The sequence below is a fragment of the Martelella radicis genome, from assembly GCF_014196625.1.
GTDB lineage: Bacteria > Pseudomonadota > Alphaproteobacteria > Rhizobiales > Rhizobiaceae > Martelella > Martelella radicis.
Genome location: NZ_JACIDZ010000007.1, coordinates 96,586 through 113,243 on the forward strand (window position 1 = coordinate 96,586; position 16,658 = coordinate 113,243).

Consider the following 16,658-nt stretch of genomic DNA (forward strand, 5'->3'; position numbering starts at 1 on the left):
TGTTTTGGAAACCTTATTGTTCAGTCTTTTCCGGTTTGGAATCCCCTGTTCAGGGGGGCGGGGTCTGCCCCAGCCAAAGCGCCATCAAGGCCGGACGGCTTGTGACCCCGTATTTGCGATAGATCCGTTTGACGTGATCATGAGTCGTGTGCGGGCTCTGGCCGTTTTTTTCGGCAATCTTGCGCTCGGGCAGACCCTTTAAAAGCCCCTGCAGCACATTCCCTTCCGCCTGGGTCAGCGGCTCGGAGGCCACGCCAATCCCCTCCGACAACATTTGCAGACGAAAAAACCAACGGATTCCACGCAGTGCGTGAGCAACGATCCGCCGGTCGCGCTCGGAAAACGGAGATTGGGACAGCGATCGGTGAAAACCGATCTGGATTTCCGCATCTTCATTGATGGGGACCCCGACCCAGATCGAATCCAGCCGGTCGATTCCCCGGTAATAGATCCGGTAGGCCTCGCCCTCATACCATTCCGCAGGCGCCAATTCATGCAGCATGAAGACGCGGAAGGTGCCGGCAAGCTCCGCATTGCGTACTGTCGTAATGTCGGGCGTGCCACGCTCCATCAGGGCAAAGGCCTCCTGAATGACCTTGGCCGTTTCCTCGTCGGGATAGAGAGCCGACACGCTGCGCGGCCGCCAACCGAACAACGGGTCGCGGTGCATCCTGTCGACAAACCGGACGGCGCCGATCCAGTCAGCCTGTCGCGCATCGATCATGTCGCAAACGACCGAAAGCAGATGGAAGCGCGCCTCACTCATGCGCGATGCCTCGAAATCGGCCAGTTCATCCCAGAGCGAATAAATCCGCTCGATATCGATTGTGTCGCTCAGCATGGGTTTCAATGATCGTGCAAGAAGAAGGTCGGTCAAAACGGGCAGCTAGCCATCCTAACCTTCTGTTTGCAGAAAGGGAAACCCTCCAAGCCACCGTCCGGACCTCCAGCGTCTGCGGCGGCCTGCCTGCCTCGGAAGGCCGCGCGAATGGCAGAGCATCACAACAACACCGGGCCGGCGATTTCTCGGCTCGGCAAATCCGGTGTATTGGTGGCCCAGATACCCTGCTCCCGGACCCTTCAGGGTCTGCGGCGTCATTGCGACGCCATAATTGCTGATGATCTCCAGCGCGGAAAGCTGCTCGATCGGCAACCGGTTCGCTGCGGGCAGCGATGCACCGGATATTGCCAGCATGTTCCCGGATAACGGCCAGCCGTTCCTGGCCCCGCAAGGAAAGCGCATGGTGAAATGCGCGTTCTGGCGTCGATCGCCCTGGCTTGGATAGGCTCCGACCCGAGGGTCTCTACCTGCGATATCGGTGACCTCCAAAGATATTGTCACTTCTTCGTGCAGAACAGACTGCCCGCCGGAACGCCGAGGTCTACTGGCTGCGGGATAGGTTGTTGCGCTCGAGCAATTCCAGGAACAAGGCCGAATGGTCGAGATCGCCGCCCTCAAGACGGGTCACAAGGTCGGCAAAGCGATCGCGCTGCAACGCGGTCAGCGGCAGGGAAAGGCCCATTGCCCGGCATTCTGCCAGCACATTTTCGAGGTCTTTCAACTGGAAGGAGGAACGTCCGCCGGGAGCGAAATCGCCCGCCTGCATGCGCGCGCCATGCTGCTGAAGAATGACGGAATCGGCAAAACCGCCCTTAAGAACGGCGCGAAAACACGCCGGATCGATGCCGCCCTCGCGCACCAGCAACGTCGCCTCGGCAACCGCGCCGATGGTGATGGCGACGATTGCCTGATTGGCGAGTTTGGCGAGCTGGCCGCTGCCGGACGGACCGAGCAGGATCGCGCGGCCCATCGGCTCGAATAGGCTTGCGACCCGGTCGAAAGTCACGTCGTCACCGCCAACCATGATCGCCAGGCTTCCGTCCTCGGCGCCGCGGGTCCCGCCGCTGACGGGCGCATCGATATGGCTGATACCCATCTTCGAAAGTCTGTCTGCGTGATTGCGCGCCTCTTCCGGCCTGATCGAGCTCATGTCGATCACGGTCGCGCCGGTCGGCATGTGTTCTGCCGTGCCTTGTTCGAAAAGCAGGTCTCCGACCGCCGGGCCATCCGAAACCATGGTGATAACGACATCCGCTTTGCCCACTGCTTCTGCAGGCGTCTCGGCCACGCGCGCGCCGGCTTCCTCAAGGGCCACCGTCTTGCCGGCGCTCCGGTTCCAGACCGTTACGGGAAAGCCCGCCTTGACGAGATTGAGCGCCATCGGCGCGCCCATCAATCCGGTTCCGAGGAATGCGATCGTCATGCTGCGCCTTTCCCAGTTTGCTGCTCTTTGCGGCCACACAGGCCGCCTGAAATGCGGTCGATGCCGCGATGAAAAGCCGGTTGCGCTTCTGGCCGACGACGGCCAGGTCGAAGACCGTCTCCGGCAGACGCAGCCTGCCTGTCAGGGCGCCTGATCATAGCAGCGGACGCAGTCTGCCGCCAAAGTGCCGGACGACATCGTAATCCCCGGTTCGGGCGGCTACGGCAGCTCCGCCTTCCGGCTCCCGCGCATCGCCGCCGCAAGCTCCGGTTGCCGCGAAGCCGGCCGCCTTGCAGACGAAAAATGCTGCGTGAACTTGCCGGCGAGGATAGGGACGGTGACGAACCGATCCTGACGCCGTAAAAGGTTCTCCTGCGTGAAAGCACCCGGACGATCAGCCCCGCTTTCGCGTTCGGCAACCGTCTGCGCTCCCCCGGATGCGTCTTTACCGGCCCCGCCGCAGGCCCTTAACGAGAGGAAGATGAAGTGACCAATACCCGCCCCGCCACCGCCCTCAACCACAAAGGCGTCATGACGGCACTCACGGCCGCGATCGCCAAGGCAGAGGAAATCAAGGTCCCGCAAAATGTGGTGATCGTCGATCAGAGCGGCGTAACGCTCGCTGTCTTCCGCATGGACGGCGCGAAGTTCACATCGATGAAGACGGCCCGGGCAAAGGCCATCACCGCTGCATCGCTGAACACGGCGACCGGCCATATGGCGCCCGATTTCGCCGCCGCAGCGGCCGTCGCGACCGATGGCGAGGTCATCAATCTCAAGGGCGGCTTTCCGATCCGTTTCGACGGCCTTCTTGCCGGCGCGATCGGCATCGGCTCCGGTACAGGCGATGAGGACGTCATCGTCGCGACAGCGGCACTTGCTGCCATCGGCGCCGACCGGATCTAGCCTCTGCAGCGCCGTCGGATGAATTCTTCCGGCGCGCCTGAAAATTGACCGAGACCGAAAGCCGGAGCGGAACAAGGCTTCCGCTCCGCTTCACTCCGGGTAGCGCTGTTTTCAGGAGACGGTCATGCCGAGGCGGTCTGCCGCGCCAGACTTGATCTACAAAAACGCACCGCAGAGCCGTTTCTCATGCGCCCGGCAAACAGGCCATCGAGAGCGGAGACGACAATGTTCGGCAAGGCGTGCTTTTCCAGCACGACAAGCGCTCAGCCCAGCGTGCTGCGGTTCAGGCGGGTCAGGTCGCGGGTGATCTCCTCCGAGGCCGTCTTCAGCACGGTGGAATAGCGCTCGTTCGCCTCCCGCTGCGAGGCAAAGGCCGAGCGGAAATAGGTCAGGCCGAGGCTCGCAACCACACGGCCGCTGTCATTGAAAACCGGCACCGCGATCGTGTCGGAATTACGCGGCTCGACATGGGCCGCGCGCGTCGCGTAGCCGCGCTTCTTCGTCATCGCCACAAGCCTCCCTATCTTGTCGGGATGGCGCGCCAGCTCGTTTTCGGGATCGTCCGACATCCGCAGCATGCGCAGGATCAGGTCCAACTCTTCATCGGGCGTGAAGGCCAGATAGGCAAGCCCCAGTCCGCGCGTGATCAGCGGCAGGCGCATGTTGACCGTCTTGTGAAACGGCGAGACCGAACTGTCGGGGACGGTGCTCATGCGCACCACCACGGCGTCGCGGTCCAGCAGCGCGATGGAAACGGGCCATTGGTGCTTGCGCGTGACAGCGACGGCCCAGGGCCGCCCGGCCTCCACCACCATTGGCTCCTTGTGATAGCCGGAACTCAGCGAGGCGACGAGCGCGCTCAACTGATAGCCGCCGACGCGCGGATCGTTCTCGACATAGCCGGCCTGTTCAAGCGTGCGCAGAATGCGGACCAGGGTCGGTTTTGGCAGCTTGGTGCGCTCATGCAGATGGGCAATCGAGGTGTATGGCTGCAGGTTCATTTCCTGCAGCACACGCAGCCCCCGCTCGATCGATCGGATGCTCACAGTTTCTCCTCCCCGAGACCGGCATTTCGCCTGCCGGAATACACCGGGTTTGCAAGTTGAGAGCGCAAGTTGTCAAGCCCTATACCCGTCTTGTTCGAAGGAAGGAGACTTGCATGGCAACGGCGAACAATCGCGAGGAGGTGCGCGCCCTGATATCAACCATCGACGACGCGGTCGTCGACGGACTGATGAAGGGGGCGGTCGATCTTCACGTTCATTCCGGACCGTCGACGATGGCCCGTCAGCTCGATCATTTCCAGGCGGTGGAACAGGCCGCCGCCGCCGGCATGCGCGGGATCATGTTCAAGGATCATCACTATTCCGTCGCGCCCTTCCTGCCGATCATGGAGCGCGTGCTCGGCCATCTGAATGTGGCGATGTATGGTGGGCTGGTTCTCAACAACACGACCGGCGGCCTCAACCCCTTCGTCGTCGATGCCCAGCTCAACCAGGGCGCAAAGCTGGTCTGGATGCCGACGGCGCAATCGGCCAATCACATCCGCAGCTCCCATCGCAAGACACGGCTTGCCTCCAATGTTCAGCTCAAGGCGTCCCCCGGCATCACCGTTGTCGACGCCTATGGCGAGATCCTCGACGCGGTGAAGGAGATCCTCGATTCCATCGCCGCCTTCGATGCCATCCTGTCCTCCGGCCACCTGCATGTCTGGGAAATCTGGAAGCTGTTCACCGAGGCCCGCAAGCGCGGCGTCAAGCGCCTTCTGGTCAATCACCCCATGTACGGGCTGCACTTCACCTATGAGGACATCACCGAAATGGCCGCGTTCGGCGCGGTGATCGAGCAATCGGCCTGCCTCTATGTGGATTCGCGCTTCAACGTGTTCTCGCCGCAGGAGCTAAAGGAGCATGTTCTGGCCGCCGGCGTCGAACATTCCTCGATCGGCTCCGATCTCGGGCAGGTCGACAACCCCTCGCCCGTCGAAGGGTTGCGTCAGGCGATCAAGCTGCTGCTGGCGCTCGGCTTCACCGAGGACGAGGTGCGCCTGATGGTGCGAGACAACCCGGCCAAACTGGTCGGTCTCGACCCCGCCTGAGGACAGCATTGCCCGACCGATGATCCGATTGCCCCCTTTCGTGTCGCGGACGGGCGCCGGAACACGACCTTTGAAGAACCAGAAAGCCCGCGCACGCGAAGGAGACCGCCGTGAAACTTGCAACCATCAACCATCAGGGAAAGCCTGTTCTCGCCATAAAAAAGGGCGACGCCACCGTTCTTCTGGCGGAGCTTTACGAAAGCGCCGGGCTTGGGTCCGCGCCTGCGGACATGAACGGCTTCATCGAAGGCGGTGAAGCCGAAATCGCCCGGGCGCGCGAAGCGCTTGAGAAAGGCGAAGCGTCCCCGCTTGACGAGGCTTCGATCGACTGGCTGCCGCCGCAGCCCCGGCCCTCCAAGATCCTCGGCGTCGCCTTCAACAATATGGGCATACGCAAGTCCGCCCATCGCGATCCGGGCGTTCCGAACTTTTTCCTGAAGGCGCCCTCCTGCCTGACCGGCCACAACAAGCCGATCATCATGGAAGACTATTACGGCGAGACCATACCGGAACTAGAACTTGCCGCCGTCATCAGCAAACGCTGCAGCAAGATATCGGTCGAGGAGGCGAAGAACGCGATCTTCGGCTTCACCATCATCAACGACGTCACCTCCCACGGCATGAAGTTCGGCATGGATTCGATCGCGACGACGCGCGAGCCCGATCTTCTGCGGCCGCATCACCTTGCCTGGCGCAACAGGCATGGCGAGGACGACCGCGATGTCTATTTCGTCTACCACACCCGCTCCAAGGCCTCCGACACATTCGGGCCGATGGGCCCCTTCATCACCACGGCCGACGAGGTTTCAAACCCGGACGCGCTCGAGGTGAAGGGCTGGTTCGACGGAGAGCCCTTCGCCGTCGACAGCACCGCGAGCTACCGTTTCAAGGTCGCCGAGGTCATCGCGGAAGCCAGCCGCTTCTTCACCCTGGAGCCCGGGGATGTCTTCTGCTTCGGCACATCGGCGAAAGGCGTCGGCAATTTTCCGAATGGCCACCGCTCGGTAAACATGCACAAACTGTCCGGCAAGATCGATATCGAGATCGAGGGGCTCGGCAGGTTGTCCAATCCGGTTGTCCATAATTGGGAAGACTGACGAGCGGAGGAGACCGGCATCGGCACGATGGCCAAAAGGGGGAATGTGAGCGTAATGCGTGTGGTGGAATTCAACGGCGCGGGGGGACCGGATGTGCTCGACATCGTCGAACGCCCCCTCCCCGCGCCCGGAGCGGGCGAAGTCCGGATCCGGGTTTATGCGGCGGGCGTCAACCGGCCGGATATCCAGCAAAGGCGTGGGCTCTATCCGCCGCCGCCGGACGCCTCCCCGATCCCCGGCCTTGATGTCTCGGGCATTGTCGATGCGGTTGGCCCGGACGTGGCCGGGCTCTCTCCCGGCGATGCCGTCTGCGCGCTGACCAATGGCGGCGGCTATGCCGAATACTGCGTCGTGCCTGCGCTTCAATGCATGCCGGTTCCGCGCGGGCTGAGCTTTGTCGAGGCCGCATCGCTGCCGGAAGTCTATTTCACCGCCTGGAACAACATCATCTGGCTAGGACGACTTGGCGAAGGCGAGAGCCTGCTTGTGCAGGGCGGCACCAGCGGCGTCGGCATGGCCGCGATCCAGATCGCTCGCAAATTGCGCAACGCCCATGTTTTCGCGACCGCCGGCACGGAGGAGAAATTGTCCGTCTGCCTTCAGACAGGCGCGCACCATGCCGTCAGCTACAAGGGTGCCTGGGACGACGAACTGAGGGCGCTCACCGACGGGTTCGACGTGATCCTCGATGCGCAGGCCGGGCCTTATACGCAAAGGCAGCTCGACCTTCTGCGGCCGGACGGACGGCTTGTCTTCATCGCCAGTCATCTCGGCGAGACGGCCGAGGTCAATATCCGCCAGATCGTCCGGCGCAGATTGACGCTGACCGGCTCGACCCTTCGTCCGCGCCCGCCCGCCTACAAGGGCCGGATCGCCGCCGAACTGGTCCGCGATGTCTGGCCGCTTCTGGAAACTGGTGAAATGACGACCCGCATCCATCAGGTCTTCGCCTTCGCCGACGTCAGGTCCGCCCATCAGCTGATGGATGAAAACAGGCAGATCGGCAAAGTGGTTCTGGCCGTCAATGCCGAACGCGCCGAAACCATCGGGCGTGCCCGCGACAAGGAAAAGAACTGATGCTGATCGTTGACCGTGCCCGTGATCTCGCTGTCCATGAGGGACAATTGCTCGGCCGCTCGGCCTGGATGACCGTGACGCAGCAGGCAATCGATGATTATGCCCGGCTGACGGGCGACGATCACTGGATCCATGTGGATGTGGAGCGTGCCGCGCGCGAGATGCCGGGCGGCAAGACCATTGCCCACGGCCTTTTCATCATCTCGCTACAGCCGGCGCTCCAGCGCGAGATCTATCAGATCAGGGCGCGCGGGCGCGGGCTGAACTACGGCTATGACCGGATGCGGTTCATCGCGCCCGTTCCGGTGGAAAGCCGTATCCGGCTCGCCCTCACGCTCGTCGCCGCCGAGCCGCATGCGCTGGGAACGCGGATCGTCAACGACGCCGTGATCGAGCTGGAGGGCTCCGAAAAGCCCGCCATCGCCACCCGTCATATCGTGCTTATCGAAAACGATCCGGGAGACAGCTGATGAACGAGGCCAGCAAGCCGGCCGCGCACCAGGAAGGCGAACTCGTTGCCGCTATCCTGCGCCACGGTCTTGAGCAACCCGACGCGCCGGCGCTGACCTGCAACGGCGAAACGATGAGCCAGGCAGAACTCCGCAGCGCCGTGCTGGCCGTTGCGGGCGCGATCACCCAACATTGCGACGGCGCGGTCGGGCGGATAGCACTTCTGGGAACGGCCGGCCTGGGGCTGACGACAGCCTATCTCGGCATCGTCGCTGCGGGCGGTTCTGCCGTGCCCCTGCCCGCCTCGGCACACCGCGACGCACTTGCCGGTATGCTGAAAGACTGCGACCCCGCGCTCATCTTCGTGCAGGATGGCTATGCGGATCTGTTGCCGGCGGAGATGACCGCGCGCATCATCCTGCTCGAGGCGACGCCGGCGGGCGGCGTGCCGCGCGATTTTCTCGCCGGAACGGAGCCGCTGACGGCCCCGGTGATCCCGGCGCCCGAAACTCCATTCAACATCATCTACTCCTCCGGCACCACCGGGAGGGCCAAGGGCATCGTTCACGCGCACGCGATGCGATACCGGCAGGCGGCGCGGACGCTTTTCGGGCTTGGCCCCGAAAGCACGATGCTTCTGGCGACGCCGCTTTATTCCAACACCACGCTGATGCCCATGCTTTCGGCGCTGTTTCACGCAAGCCATGTCGTGCTGATGCCGAAATTCGACGCGGAAACCTATCTTGCGCTTGCCGAGCAGTACGGCGCGACCCACACCATGCTGGTGCCGGTCCAGTATCAGCGCATTCTGACAGCGAGGAGCTTCGGCAAGCGCGACCTGTCGTCCTTCAGGGTCAAGCAGTGCACCGGCGCGCCGCTTCCGGCTGCAGCAAAGCGCGCCATCATCGAACAATGGCCGGGCGATTTCTTCGAGGTCTACGGCCTGACGGAAGGCGGCTGCACCTGTATTCTCGACGCCGCCCGCCACCCCGAAAAGGCGCATACCGTGGGCAGGCCGGCAGCGGGAAACATCATCCGCATCATCGATGACGACGGCAAGGACGTTGAGCCCGGCGGGCGCGGCGAGGTTGTCGGCCGTTCGGCGATGATGATGTCGGGCTATTTCCGCAATGAGGAGGCAAACCGCGCCTTCTACTGGCGCGACGCCGAAGGCTGGCTTTTTCACCGCACCGGCGATATCGGCATGTTCGACGAGGATGGATTTCTCGTCCTGCTGGACCGCAAGAAGGACATGATCATCTCCGGCGGGTTCAACATCTACGCCTCGGATCTGGAAGAAAAGTTGCTTGCCCATCCCGATGTCATCGAGGCCGCCGTGATCGCGGTCCCGAGCGAGAAATGGGGCGAGACGCCGCTCGGCTTCGTGGTCGCGAAACCGGGCGCGACGATCGAGCCGGAGGCGCTGCGCGACTGGGTCAATGCCCGGCTCGGGCGCATGCAGAAGATCTCGGCCGTCGAGCTCCGCGAAACACTTCCGCGCAACAGCGGCGGCAAGGTGCTGAAGCAGGAACTGCGCAAACCCTTCTGGGAGAAGACTCCATGAGCGAACAGGCCCCTCCCTTAAGCGGACGCATCGCCGTGGTCACGGGTGCGACAAGCGGCATTGGCCGCGCCTCGGCGATCCGCCTCGCGGATCTCGGCGCCACCATCGTCGCCGGCTATCACAGCCGAAGCGCGGCTGCCGAAGACCTGGTCGCATCGCTTCCCGGCGGAAATCACATTGCGCTGCGCATCGCGCTTGAAGCGAGCGATACCATCGCCGAGGCCGCCCGGGCAGTCGAAAAGGCTTTCGGCCATGTCGATATACTGGTCAATAATGGCGGCGCGACCGAAGCCGTGCCGGCCGATGATCTCGACGGCCTGACCGACGAGATGTTCGACAGGATCACGCGGGTCAACCTGCGCGGCCCGTTTGCCGTCACTCGGGCTTTCAGGCCGCTCCTTGCGAGCGGGGAGGATGCCGTTGTGGTCAACATCTCCTCGATCGCCGCGCGCACCGGCGTCGGCTCCAATCTCGCCTATTGCGCGGCAAAGGCCGGGCTCGACACATTGACGATCGGGCTTGCGAAAGTGCTTGCGCCGGATATCCGGGTGTTTTCCGTATCACCCGCCGGCGTCGATACCGACTTCGTGCCGGGACGTCCGCGCGCGCGGCTGGAGGCGACGGCAAAGCATACGCCGCTTGCCAAGATCACCAGCGCCGATGATGTGGCCCGCGCCGTCATTGCCTGCGTCACGCTCATGACCAGTTCAACGGGCATCGTCATCCCGGTCGATGAAGGGCGGCACCTTTAGGGCTTCATAGAGCTCCCTATTCTGCCGCTGGCCGGCAGGGCACCTGTCCGAGCGCGATCATCGTCATCACCGCCTCGCCGTCCTGGTTGGTCACCGTCACCTCGGTCTTGATGATGCCGAATTCCGGCCGCCGCTGGTGGGGCTCGGTCGCAACCACCTTTCGGGTCGTGGTCAGCCTGTCGCCCGGGCGCACCGGCCGACGCCAGCGCAACTGCTCGATGCCGAGACCGACCATCGGCGTTTCGCCATAGCCGCCCGCTTCCACGAAGAGCCGCATGGAAAGCGCCGCGATCTGCCAGCCGCTGGCGATGATGCCGCCGAAGCGTCCTACCGCAGCCTTTTCGGGATCGACATGCATGGGCTGGGGATCATAGTCGCGGGCATAGCGAATGATCTCGTCCTCGGACAAGGTGATGGTTCTGCTTGTCCATGTCTCGCCAATGGCAAAGTCTTCGAAATAGCGCCGCATCGTTTCTCCGGTCTCCAGTCATGTTTCCCGGTGGTTTTAGCGCCGGGTCGGCCTTTCGGCAAAATGGCGGGGCATGCGTTCCGCGATGCGAAACGGCCGGCCGGCTGGATTGCGGCGCGCCGACCGCCGGATAGAGTTGCAACGCTTCGCGGAGGAGAAAGGCGGCAGGATGGACGCTCTGGAGTTCTATATCGACGGACAATGGCGGCGACCGGCGGCAGCCAGGACGATACCGATCGTCAACCCCGCCAGCGAGCAGGAGATCGGCAAGGTCAGCCTCGGCAGCGCGGGTGACGTGAACGCGACAGTCACGGCCGCCCGCCGCGCCTTTCTATCTTGGTCGCGGACCGACCGTGCGGAACGGCTCGCCGTCCTTGGCCGCATCGCCGAGGGATTTCGGGCACGCCTGCCCGAGCTTGCCCGGCTGATGACCATGGAAATGGGCGTGCCGATCACGTTTTCCATCGAACGTCAGGCAACGGTCGCGCTATTCCACTTCGAGGAGGTCATCCGGGTTCTGCGCGACTACCCGTTCGAACGCCGGGAAGAAACCGGCATTGTCCGCAGGGAGCCGATCGGCGTCTGCGGCCTCATCACGCCGTGGAACTGGCCGCTGAACCAGATCGCCTCCAAGGTCGCCCCGGCGATTGCAACCGGGTGCACCATGGTTCTGAAGCCCAGCGAGATCGCCCCGCTCAGCGCCACGGCGCTTGCCGAAATCATCGATGATGCGGGCCTCCCCGCCGGCGTCTTCAATCTCGTCCACGGCGACGGGCCGACCGTCGGCGAGGCAATCGCCAGCCACCCGGATGTCGACATGGTCTCGATCACCGGCTCGACCGATGCCGGCATCCGCGTCGCCGAACTGGCCGCGAAAACGATCAAGCGCGTCGCGCAGGAGCTTGGCGGCAAATCGGCCAATATCATCCTGCCTGACGCCGATATCCCGGGCGCGGTGAAGGCGGGCGTGCATGCCTGCAACACCAATGGCGGCCAGAACTGCCAGTCGCCGACCCGCATGCTGGTGCCGCGCCAGCATCGCGACGAGGCCATCGCGGCGGCCTGTCAGGCGATATCGACCATCAGGCTCGGCGATCCGATGAACCCGGAAACGACGATGGGCCCGCTCGTGAGCCAGACCCAGTTCGACAAGGTTCAGGCGCTGATCGCCTCCGGCATCGAGGAAGGCGCGACGCTGGTCGCCGGAGGCCCCGGGCGACCGGCCGAATGCAATGCCGGCTATTTCGTCCGGCCGACCGTGTTCGCCGATGTCACGCCGACAATGCGCATCGCGCGCGAGGAAATCTTCGGGCCGGTTCTGTCGATGATGTTTTACGACACCGAGGATGAGGCGGTCGAGATGGCCAATGACACGCCCTTCGGCCTTGCCGGCTTCGTCCAGTCGAAGGACCCCGACCGCGCGCGAGCGATCGCCAACCGCATACGCGCGGGCCGTGTCTATCTCAACGGCGCGCCGTTTGACCGGAGCCTGCCGTTCGGCGGATATAAACAATCGGGCAATGGCCGCGAGTTCGGCCTGTTCGGTTTCGAGGAATATCTGGAGGTCAAGGCGATCCTTGGCTATCCGGCCGCCTAATGGGTGGGACATAAAGGATACCAAGGAGGGGATAATGCAGCCAGACACCGACAAACGCCTGATGGCGATGCTCGACCGCGAGGAGCTTTACGACCTTGCGCGCCGCGAGCGGTTTGCCCGCGACCAGCGCCGCTTCGACGTGATGCGGGACTGCTTTCACGATGACGCCTATGTGCGCACCAGTTGGTATGACGGCCATGGCGGTGCGGCCTATGTGGAGGCCACGCGCAAATTCATGGAAAAGGTCGGCAACGGCAAGCACTGGGTGTTTCCGGCCTTTGCCGAGGTGAAAGGCGACAGGGCCACAATCGAGAGCCCGGCCATGATCTTCAACCGGGCGACGCTCGGCGATGTCCAGATCGATTTTCACGTCTTCTGCCGCTACTTCTCCCGCGCGGTGCGTCAGGACGGCGCCTGGAAGCTCTTGAGCTTCGAGGTCCTGTTCGAACGGGATATCCTGCGCGCCGTCAATCCGGACGAGACCCCGCCCATCGACTGGGACAAGCTGCGGGCTTTCAGGCCATCCTATTGTTTTCTCTCCTACCTTCAGGCGAGCCGGGGCATCGACGTCAACCAGAACCTCCTCGGCGACGATCGGCCGGATGAACTCGCCGCCTTCCATGCGGGCGAAGAGCGATGGCTCGTGGGCCGGGACTGATTGCCGTCGCCTCCGGCAGTTCCTGCGGGTTGTCCGAAGCGCCTCCGCCGACAGGCAGCGAAGGCCGCCGGACCTTCCGCCGGCGTGTGTCTTGCGAAAACCTCATTCCGCCAAGCGAAATGCAGACCCTTTGAAATTTGTGCAACCCGGCATTGGCCGTAGTTTCACAAACGGAGGAGTATTGCCGGCATGCCGGATCGTCGGGAAGGCGAGGCATTCCGGAACCCATGCGCATTTCAACCCTCGGCTGCGGACGACCTGTTCAGCCCTGGACGGCCGGATTAGCCAAGCCGGGCAAATGCGCTGCCGAAAGCCGTGAAACACAGAGGAGGACATTCAATGAAAAAACTCGCAAGCCTTGCGCTTGGCGCCATCTGCCTTTTCGCCGGAGGAGCGATTGCGAAGGATGACGCCGTCACCCTGCCGAAGACGCTGGTGTGGACGAGCTTCGACACCGGCAGCCTCGGCTACAACCAGTCGATTGCCGTCGGCAAGGCGCTGGAGGATGCCTATGGCATCTCGCTTCGGGTGCTTCCGGCGAGCACGGATCTCTCGCGCATCGCGCCAGCCCGGGAAGGCCGGGTTCCCTTCGCTTTGGCCGGAAGCGACGCCTTCTATGCCTTCGAAGGCGTGCTGAGCTATGCATCGCCCGACCTCGGGCCGCAGAAGCTGACGGCCGTGATCCTTGCCGGCGCGAAGAACGGCGTCGCCATGGGCGTCGCCGCCGATCAGGACATCAACACCATTGAGGAGCTGAAGGGCAAGAAGATCGGATGGGTGGTCAGTTCGCCTTCGCTGCAGTCCAATGTCCGGGCGTTCCTCGCCTTCGGTGGCCTGACCGTCGATGATGTCGAGCTTGTCGATCAGCCGAGCTATGGCGGCGCATGGCAGGCCTTTACCAATGGCCAGATCGACGCGATGACCGCCGTTACCAGCGGCAGCGGCGTTTTGGAACAGGCCGCCGCCTCGCCGCAGGGCCTCAAATGGCTGGCACTGCCCTTTTCCGATTCCGAAGGCTGGAACCGCCTCCAGGCCGTCAACCCGCATTTCGGCCAGCGCAAGGCAACCGTCGGCATCGATATCGATACGGAGCATCCGCTCGAATGCGCGGGCGTTCCCTATCCGGCGCTGATCACCTACACGGCCTCGCCCGATCTCGTCTACAATGTGACCAAGGCGATTGACCTGCAGGCCCCGGTCTACAGCAAGATGCAGTCCGGCACGTCCGGGTGGGCGGCGGATTCTGAAGTCTTCGACTGGGTCGTGCCGTTCAACGACGCCGCGATCAAGTATTACAAGGAAGTGGGCGTGTGGACCGACGAGGACCAGAAGCACAATGACGATCTCGTCGCCCGCGCCAAGGTTCTGCAGGAAGCCTGGGCCAAGATGGACGGCGAGAGCGGCGATGACTTTGCCGAGAAATGGATGAAGGTGCGCGCCGATACGCTCGAAGCCGCCGGATATCCGGCCTATTTCCGGTAACCCAACATGCCGGCAATCGACAACAGCAAGAACGGTGGCGAGGCGGTTTCCGCCCGCCGCCCCACCCCGATAACGTCGACCGTCGTGCGCATATTGACGGTTCTGCTTCTGCTTCTTGGCATAAACCAGACCTTCAACCTCAGTTCGCGCTTTCATCTGACCCTGCTCGAAAACCAGTATTTCTACGCCGTCCTGGCGCTTGCCATCCCGATGGTGTTCCTTCTCATGCCCGGCTTGCGCGCGACAGGCGGAAAGGCGCCCGGCATTGTCGACTGGGCGCTTGCGGCCATCACATTCGTGACGCTCGGCTATTTCATTTTCAACGCCTATGACATCGTCCTCTTTGGCTGGGAAATGTCGCCGCCGACCGCCGCCGTCTATGCGAGCGCCATCCTCTGGCTGGTGATGCTGGATGCGGGGCGGCGCGCGGGTGGACTGATCCTCGGCATGATCGTCCTGTTCTTCTCCACCTATCCCCTGTTTGCCGACAAGCTGCCGGGTCCGATCTCGGCCTTCAGCTCGCCGTTCAGATATGTGGCGGCGTACCATGCGATGAGTCTCGAAAGCATTCTCGGCATTCCCCTGAAGGCCTTCGCCAACCTCGTCTTCGGTTTCGTCGTCTTCGGCGCGGCGCTTGAACATACCGGCGCCGGACGCTTCTTCATCAATCTCGCCTTCGCGCTTCTCGGCCATGTGCGCGGCGGCCCGGCGAAGGTCGCAATCCTCTCCAGCGGCCTGATGGGCTCTCTGAGCGGCAGCGTGGTCACCAATGTGCTGACCACAGGCGTGATGACCATTCCGGCCATGCGCAAGGTTGGCATGAAGGGAACGGTCGCCGCGGGCATCGAGACCTGCGCCTCGACCGGCGGCGTGCTGATGCCGCCGGTGATGGGCGCGGCCGCTTTTGTCATGGCGGATTTTCTTCAGGTGCCCTACGCGACGATCGCCCTTGCCGCCGCCATTCCCGCCGCGCTCTATTTCTTCGGCCTGTTCATCCAGATCGACGCGCGCGCCGCGCGCGAGGGCCTCAGCGGCCTTCCTGCCGAGGAACTCCCGGACCTCAGGCAGACGCTCAAGGAAGGCTGGCACCACGTCTTCGCCTTCGCGCTTTTGACGGTCATGCTGCTCGTGCTCAAGAAGGAACAATACGCCCCCTTCTATGCGACCGCTGTGCTGCTTGCCGTCAACCAGATCGTTTCGAAGACCGACCGCTGGGGCAAGAAGGAACTGCTGCATTTCATCGACAGTCTCGGGCGTCTCTTCGCCACGCTCGCGGCAACGCTGGCCGCTGTCGGCATGATCGTCGGCGGGCTGTCGATGACCGGGCTTGCCGGAACGCTGGTCAATGACCTCCTGAGCATTGCCGGGGATTCGCCCCTGCTTCTGCTCATCATGGGCGCGCTCACCAGCCTTGTTCTGGGCACGGGCATGACGGCGACGGCCTGTTACATCTTTCTCGCCGTGATGCTGGCGCCGGCGCTGATCCAGGTCGGGCTCAATCCGATGGCCTCCCACCTTTTCATTTTCTACTGGGGCATGTTGTCCTTCATCACGCCTCCTGTCGCGCTTGGCGCCTTTGCCGCCGCATCGGTCGCCAACACGCCACCGATGCGCACCGGGCTCGAGGCGATGAAGATCGGCAGCATCGTCTATTTCATTCCGTTCTTCTTCGTGTTCGACCCGGCGCTTATCGGCGACGCCGACTGGCAGCACATTCTCCTGTCTTCAGGGCTTGCGCTTTTCGGGGTGTGGATGTTCGCGAGCGGGGTCCAGGGCTACATCATGGGCATCGGGCCGGTCTTTTCCGACCGTCCCTATGTCTGGGTGCTGCGGCTTCCGCTGTTGATCGGCGCGATACTGATCGCCCTGCCTGGCGAGGCTGTCCCCGGCTTCGGCGATCTGGAATTGCTGGCCCTGGGACTGGCGATCATGGCGCCCGTCATCATTGCCGCCTTTATCCTCAACCGGCGCGGCCTTAGCAGGGCCAGGCCCGCCTGAGCGGGCCCGAGCACTTCACCCGCATCGAAAGCCCGGACCTCTTCTTTCTGCGCACGGCATCCTCGGGCTCGACCCGAGGATCTGGCCACCGATCCGCACCAGCGGCGCCTGCGTTTCGCAAGATATCGTACCTAGACTTCCTGTCCGCCCGCGGCGTTTGTCGCCTTGCCGCATGCCCGGCCAAGGTGACACATCCGCCCCCCTGAAACGCGAATGCGCCCGGGGAAAACTCCGCCGGGCGCATCG

16 protein-coding genes are annotated in these 16,658 nt (G+C 63.3%); 12 read left to right on the forward strand and 4 right to left on the reverse strand.

Annotated elements, in window-relative coordinates; translation table 11 throughout:
• Positions 1-49: 49 nt before the first annotated feature.
• Positions 50-841: a helix-turn-helix transcriptional regulator gene (locus GGR30_RS11745; RefSeq protein WP_183486470.1), complete on the reverse strand. Its 792-nt coding sequence runs from the start codon at positions 839-841 to the stop codon at positions 50-52.
• A gap of 271 nt (positions 842-1,112) precedes the next feature.
• Here GGR30_RS11745 and GGR30_RS11750 point away from each other — a divergent pair, with 271 nt between their 5' ends.
• Positions 1,113-1,286: a hypothetical protein gene (locus tag GGR30_RS11750; RefSeq protein ID WP_183486472.1), complete on the forward strand. Its 174-nt coding sequence runs from the start codon at positions 1,113-1,115 to the stop codon at positions 1,284-1,286.
• 96 nt (positions 1,287-1,382) lie between these two features.
• On the opposite strand, the gene GGR30_RS11755 is transcribed toward GGR30_RS11750, so the two are convergent.
• Positions 1,383-2,303: an NAD(P)-dependent oxidoreductase gene (locus GGR30_RS11755; protein ID WP_343066497.1), complete on the reverse strand. Its 921-nt coding sequence runs from the start codon at positions 2,301-2,303 to the stop codon at positions 1,383-1,385.
• Positions 2,304-2,750: 447 nt separating this feature from the next.
• Here GGR30_RS11755 and GGR30_RS11760 point away from each other — a divergent pair, with 447 nt between their 5' ends.
• Positions 2,751-3,170 carry a GlcG/HbpS family heme-binding protein gene (locus GGR30_RS11760; protein ID WP_343066498.1) on the forward strand — a complete coding sequence of 140 codons (420 nt, stop codon included), beginning with the start codon at positions 2,751-2,753 and terminating at the stop codon, positions 3,168-3,170.
• A 263-nt stretch (positions 3,171-3,433) separates the two neighbouring features.
• Here the strand turns inward: GGR30_RS11760 and GGR30_RS23670 are convergent, their stop codons facing one another.
• Positions 3,434-4,216 (reverse strand): IclR family transcriptional regulator domain-containing protein, encoded by a 783-nt coding sequence (locus tag GGR30_RS23670; RefSeq protein WP_183486474.1) that lies wholly within the window; start codon positions 4,214-4,216, stop codon positions 3,434-3,436.
• A gap of 113 nt (positions 4,217-4,329) precedes the next feature.
• Here GGR30_RS23670 and GGR30_RS11770 point away from each other — a divergent pair, with 113 nt between their 5' ends.
• The 6 genes from GGR30_RS11770 (at position 4,330) to GGR30_RS11795 (ending at position 10,208) form a co-directional block, all read left to right on the forward strand.
• Positions 4,330-5,268: a DUF6282 family protein gene (locus tag GGR30_RS11770; RefSeq protein WP_183486476.1), complete on the forward strand. Its 939-nt coding sequence runs from the start codon at positions 4,330-4,332 to the stop codon at positions 5,266-5,268.
• A gap of 110 nt (positions 5,269-5,378) precedes the next feature.
• Positions 5,379-6,365, forward strand: coding sequence for a fumarylacetoacetate hydrolase family protein (locus GGR30_RS11775; protein ID WP_183486478.1), 987 nt, complete (start codon positions 5,379-5,381; stop codon positions 6,363-6,365).
• 54 nt (positions 6,366-6,419) lie between these two features.
• Entirely contained in the window at positions 6,420-7,442 is a 1,023-nt protein-coding gene (locus GGR30_RS11780) for an NAD(P)H-quinone oxidoreductase (protein WP_183486694.1), read from the forward strand.
• The gene (locus GGR30_RS11785) at positions 7,442-7,912 is read left to right on the forward strand and encodes a MaoC family dehydratase (RefSeq protein ID WP_183486480.1); all 471 of its coding nucleotides are present in this window, start codon (positions 7,442-7,444) and stop codon (positions 7,910-7,912) included. The genes GGR30_RS11780 and GGR30_RS11785 overlap by 1 nt, the downstream gene beginning before the upstream one ends.
• Entirely contained in the window at positions 7,912-9,456 is a 1,545-nt protein-coding gene (locus GGR30_RS11790; protein WP_183486482.1) for a class I adenylate-forming enzyme family protein, read from the forward strand. Before GGR30_RS11785 ends, GGR30_RS11790 begins: the two co-directional genes overlap by 1 nt.
• Positions 9,453-10,208 carry an SDR family NAD(P)-dependent oxidoreductase gene (locus GGR30_RS11795; protein WP_183486484.1) on the forward strand — a complete coding sequence of 252 codons (756 nt, stop codon included), beginning with the start codon at positions 9,453-9,455 and terminating at the stop codon, positions 10,206-10,208. Before GGR30_RS11790 ends, GGR30_RS11795 begins: the two co-directional genes overlap by 4 nt.
• Before the next feature lie 16 nt (positions 10,209-10,224).
• On the opposite strand, the gene GGR30_RS11800 is transcribed toward GGR30_RS11795, so the two are convergent.
• Entirely contained in the window at positions 10,225-10,677 is a 453-nt protein-coding gene (locus tag GGR30_RS11800) for a MaoC family dehydratase (RefSeq protein WP_183486486.1), read from the reverse strand.
• 169 nt (positions 10,678-10,846) lie between these two features.
• On the opposite strand from GGR30_RS11800, the gene GGR30_RS11805 reads away from it, so the two are divergent.
• The 4 genes from GGR30_RS11805 to GGR30_RS11820 all read left to right on the forward strand — a co-directional run bounded on the left by GGR30_RS11805 (position 10,847) and on the right by GGR30_RS11820 (position 16,412).
• The gene (locus GGR30_RS11805; protein WP_183486488.1) at positions 10,847-12,274 is read left to right on the forward strand and encodes an aldehyde dehydrogenase family protein; all 1,428 of its coding nucleotides are present in this window, start codon (positions 10,847-10,849) and stop codon (positions 12,272-12,274) included.
• A gap of 34 nt (positions 12,275-12,308) precedes the next feature.
• Positions 12,309-12,932, forward strand: coding sequence for a nuclear transport factor 2 family protein (locus GGR30_RS11810; protein WP_183486490.1), 624 nt, complete (start codon positions 12,309-12,311; stop codon positions 12,930-12,932).
• A gap of 339 nt (positions 12,933-13,271) precedes the next feature.
• Positions 13,272-14,414 carry a TAXI family TRAP transporter solute-binding subunit gene (locus tag GGR30_RS11815; protein ID WP_183486492.1) on the forward strand — a complete coding sequence of 381 codons (1,143 nt, stop codon included), beginning with the start codon at positions 13,272-13,274 and terminating at the stop codon, positions 14,412-14,414.
• 6 nt (positions 14,415-14,420) lie between these two features.
• Positions 14,421-16,412 carry a TRAP transporter permease gene (locus tag GGR30_RS11820; RefSeq protein WP_183486494.1) on the forward strand — a complete coding sequence of 664 codons (1,992 nt, stop codon included), beginning with the start codon at positions 14,421-14,423 and terminating at the stop codon, positions 16,410-16,412.
• The last annotated feature ends 246 nt before the right edge of the window (positions 16,413-16,658 follow it).

Coding starts and splice junctions, on each gene's coding strand:
- GGR30_RS11800 (WP_183486486.1), bottom strand. CDS start 10,677: ATGCGGCGCTATTTCGAAGACTTTGCCATTGGCGAGACATGGACAAGC.
- GGR30_RS11790 (WP_183486482.1), top strand. CDS start 7,912: ATGAACGAGGCCAGCAAGCCGGCCGCGCACCAGGAAGGCGAACTCGTT.
- GGR30_RS11745 (WP_183486470.1), bottom strand. CDS start 841: ATGCTGAGCGACACAATCGATATCGAGCGGATTTATTCGCTCTGGGAT.
- GGR30_RS11780 (WP_183486694.1), top strand. CDS start 6,420: ATGCGTGTGGTGGAATTCAACGGCGCGGGGGGACCGGATGTGCTCGAC.
- GGR30_RS11810 (WP_183486490.1), top strand. CDS start 12,309: ATGCAGCCAGACACCGACAAACGCCTGATGGCGATGCTCGACCGCGAG.
- GGR30_RS11820 (WP_183486494.1), top strand. CDS start 14,421: ATGCCGGCAATCGACAACAGCAAGAACGGTGGCGAGGCGGTTTCCGCC.
- GGR30_RS11770 (WP_183486476.1), top strand. CDS start 4,330: ATGGCAACGGCGAACAATCGCGAGGAGGTGCGCGCCCTGATATCAACC.
- GGR30_RS11805 (WP_183486488.1), top strand. CDS start 10,847: ATGGACGCTCTGGAGTTCTATATCGACGGACAATGGCGGCGACCGGCG.
- GGR30_RS11795 (WP_183486484.1), top strand. CDS start 9,453: ATGAGCGAACAGGCCCCTCCCTTAAGCGGACGCATCGCCGTGGTCACG.
- GGR30_RS11815 (WP_183486492.1), top strand. CDS start 13,272: ATGAAAAAACTCGCAAGCCTTGCGCTTGGCGCCATCTGCCTTTTCGCC.
- GGR30_RS11785 (WP_183486480.1), top strand. CDS start 7,442: ATGCTGATCGTTGACCGTGCCCGTGATCTCGCTGTCCATGAGGGACAA.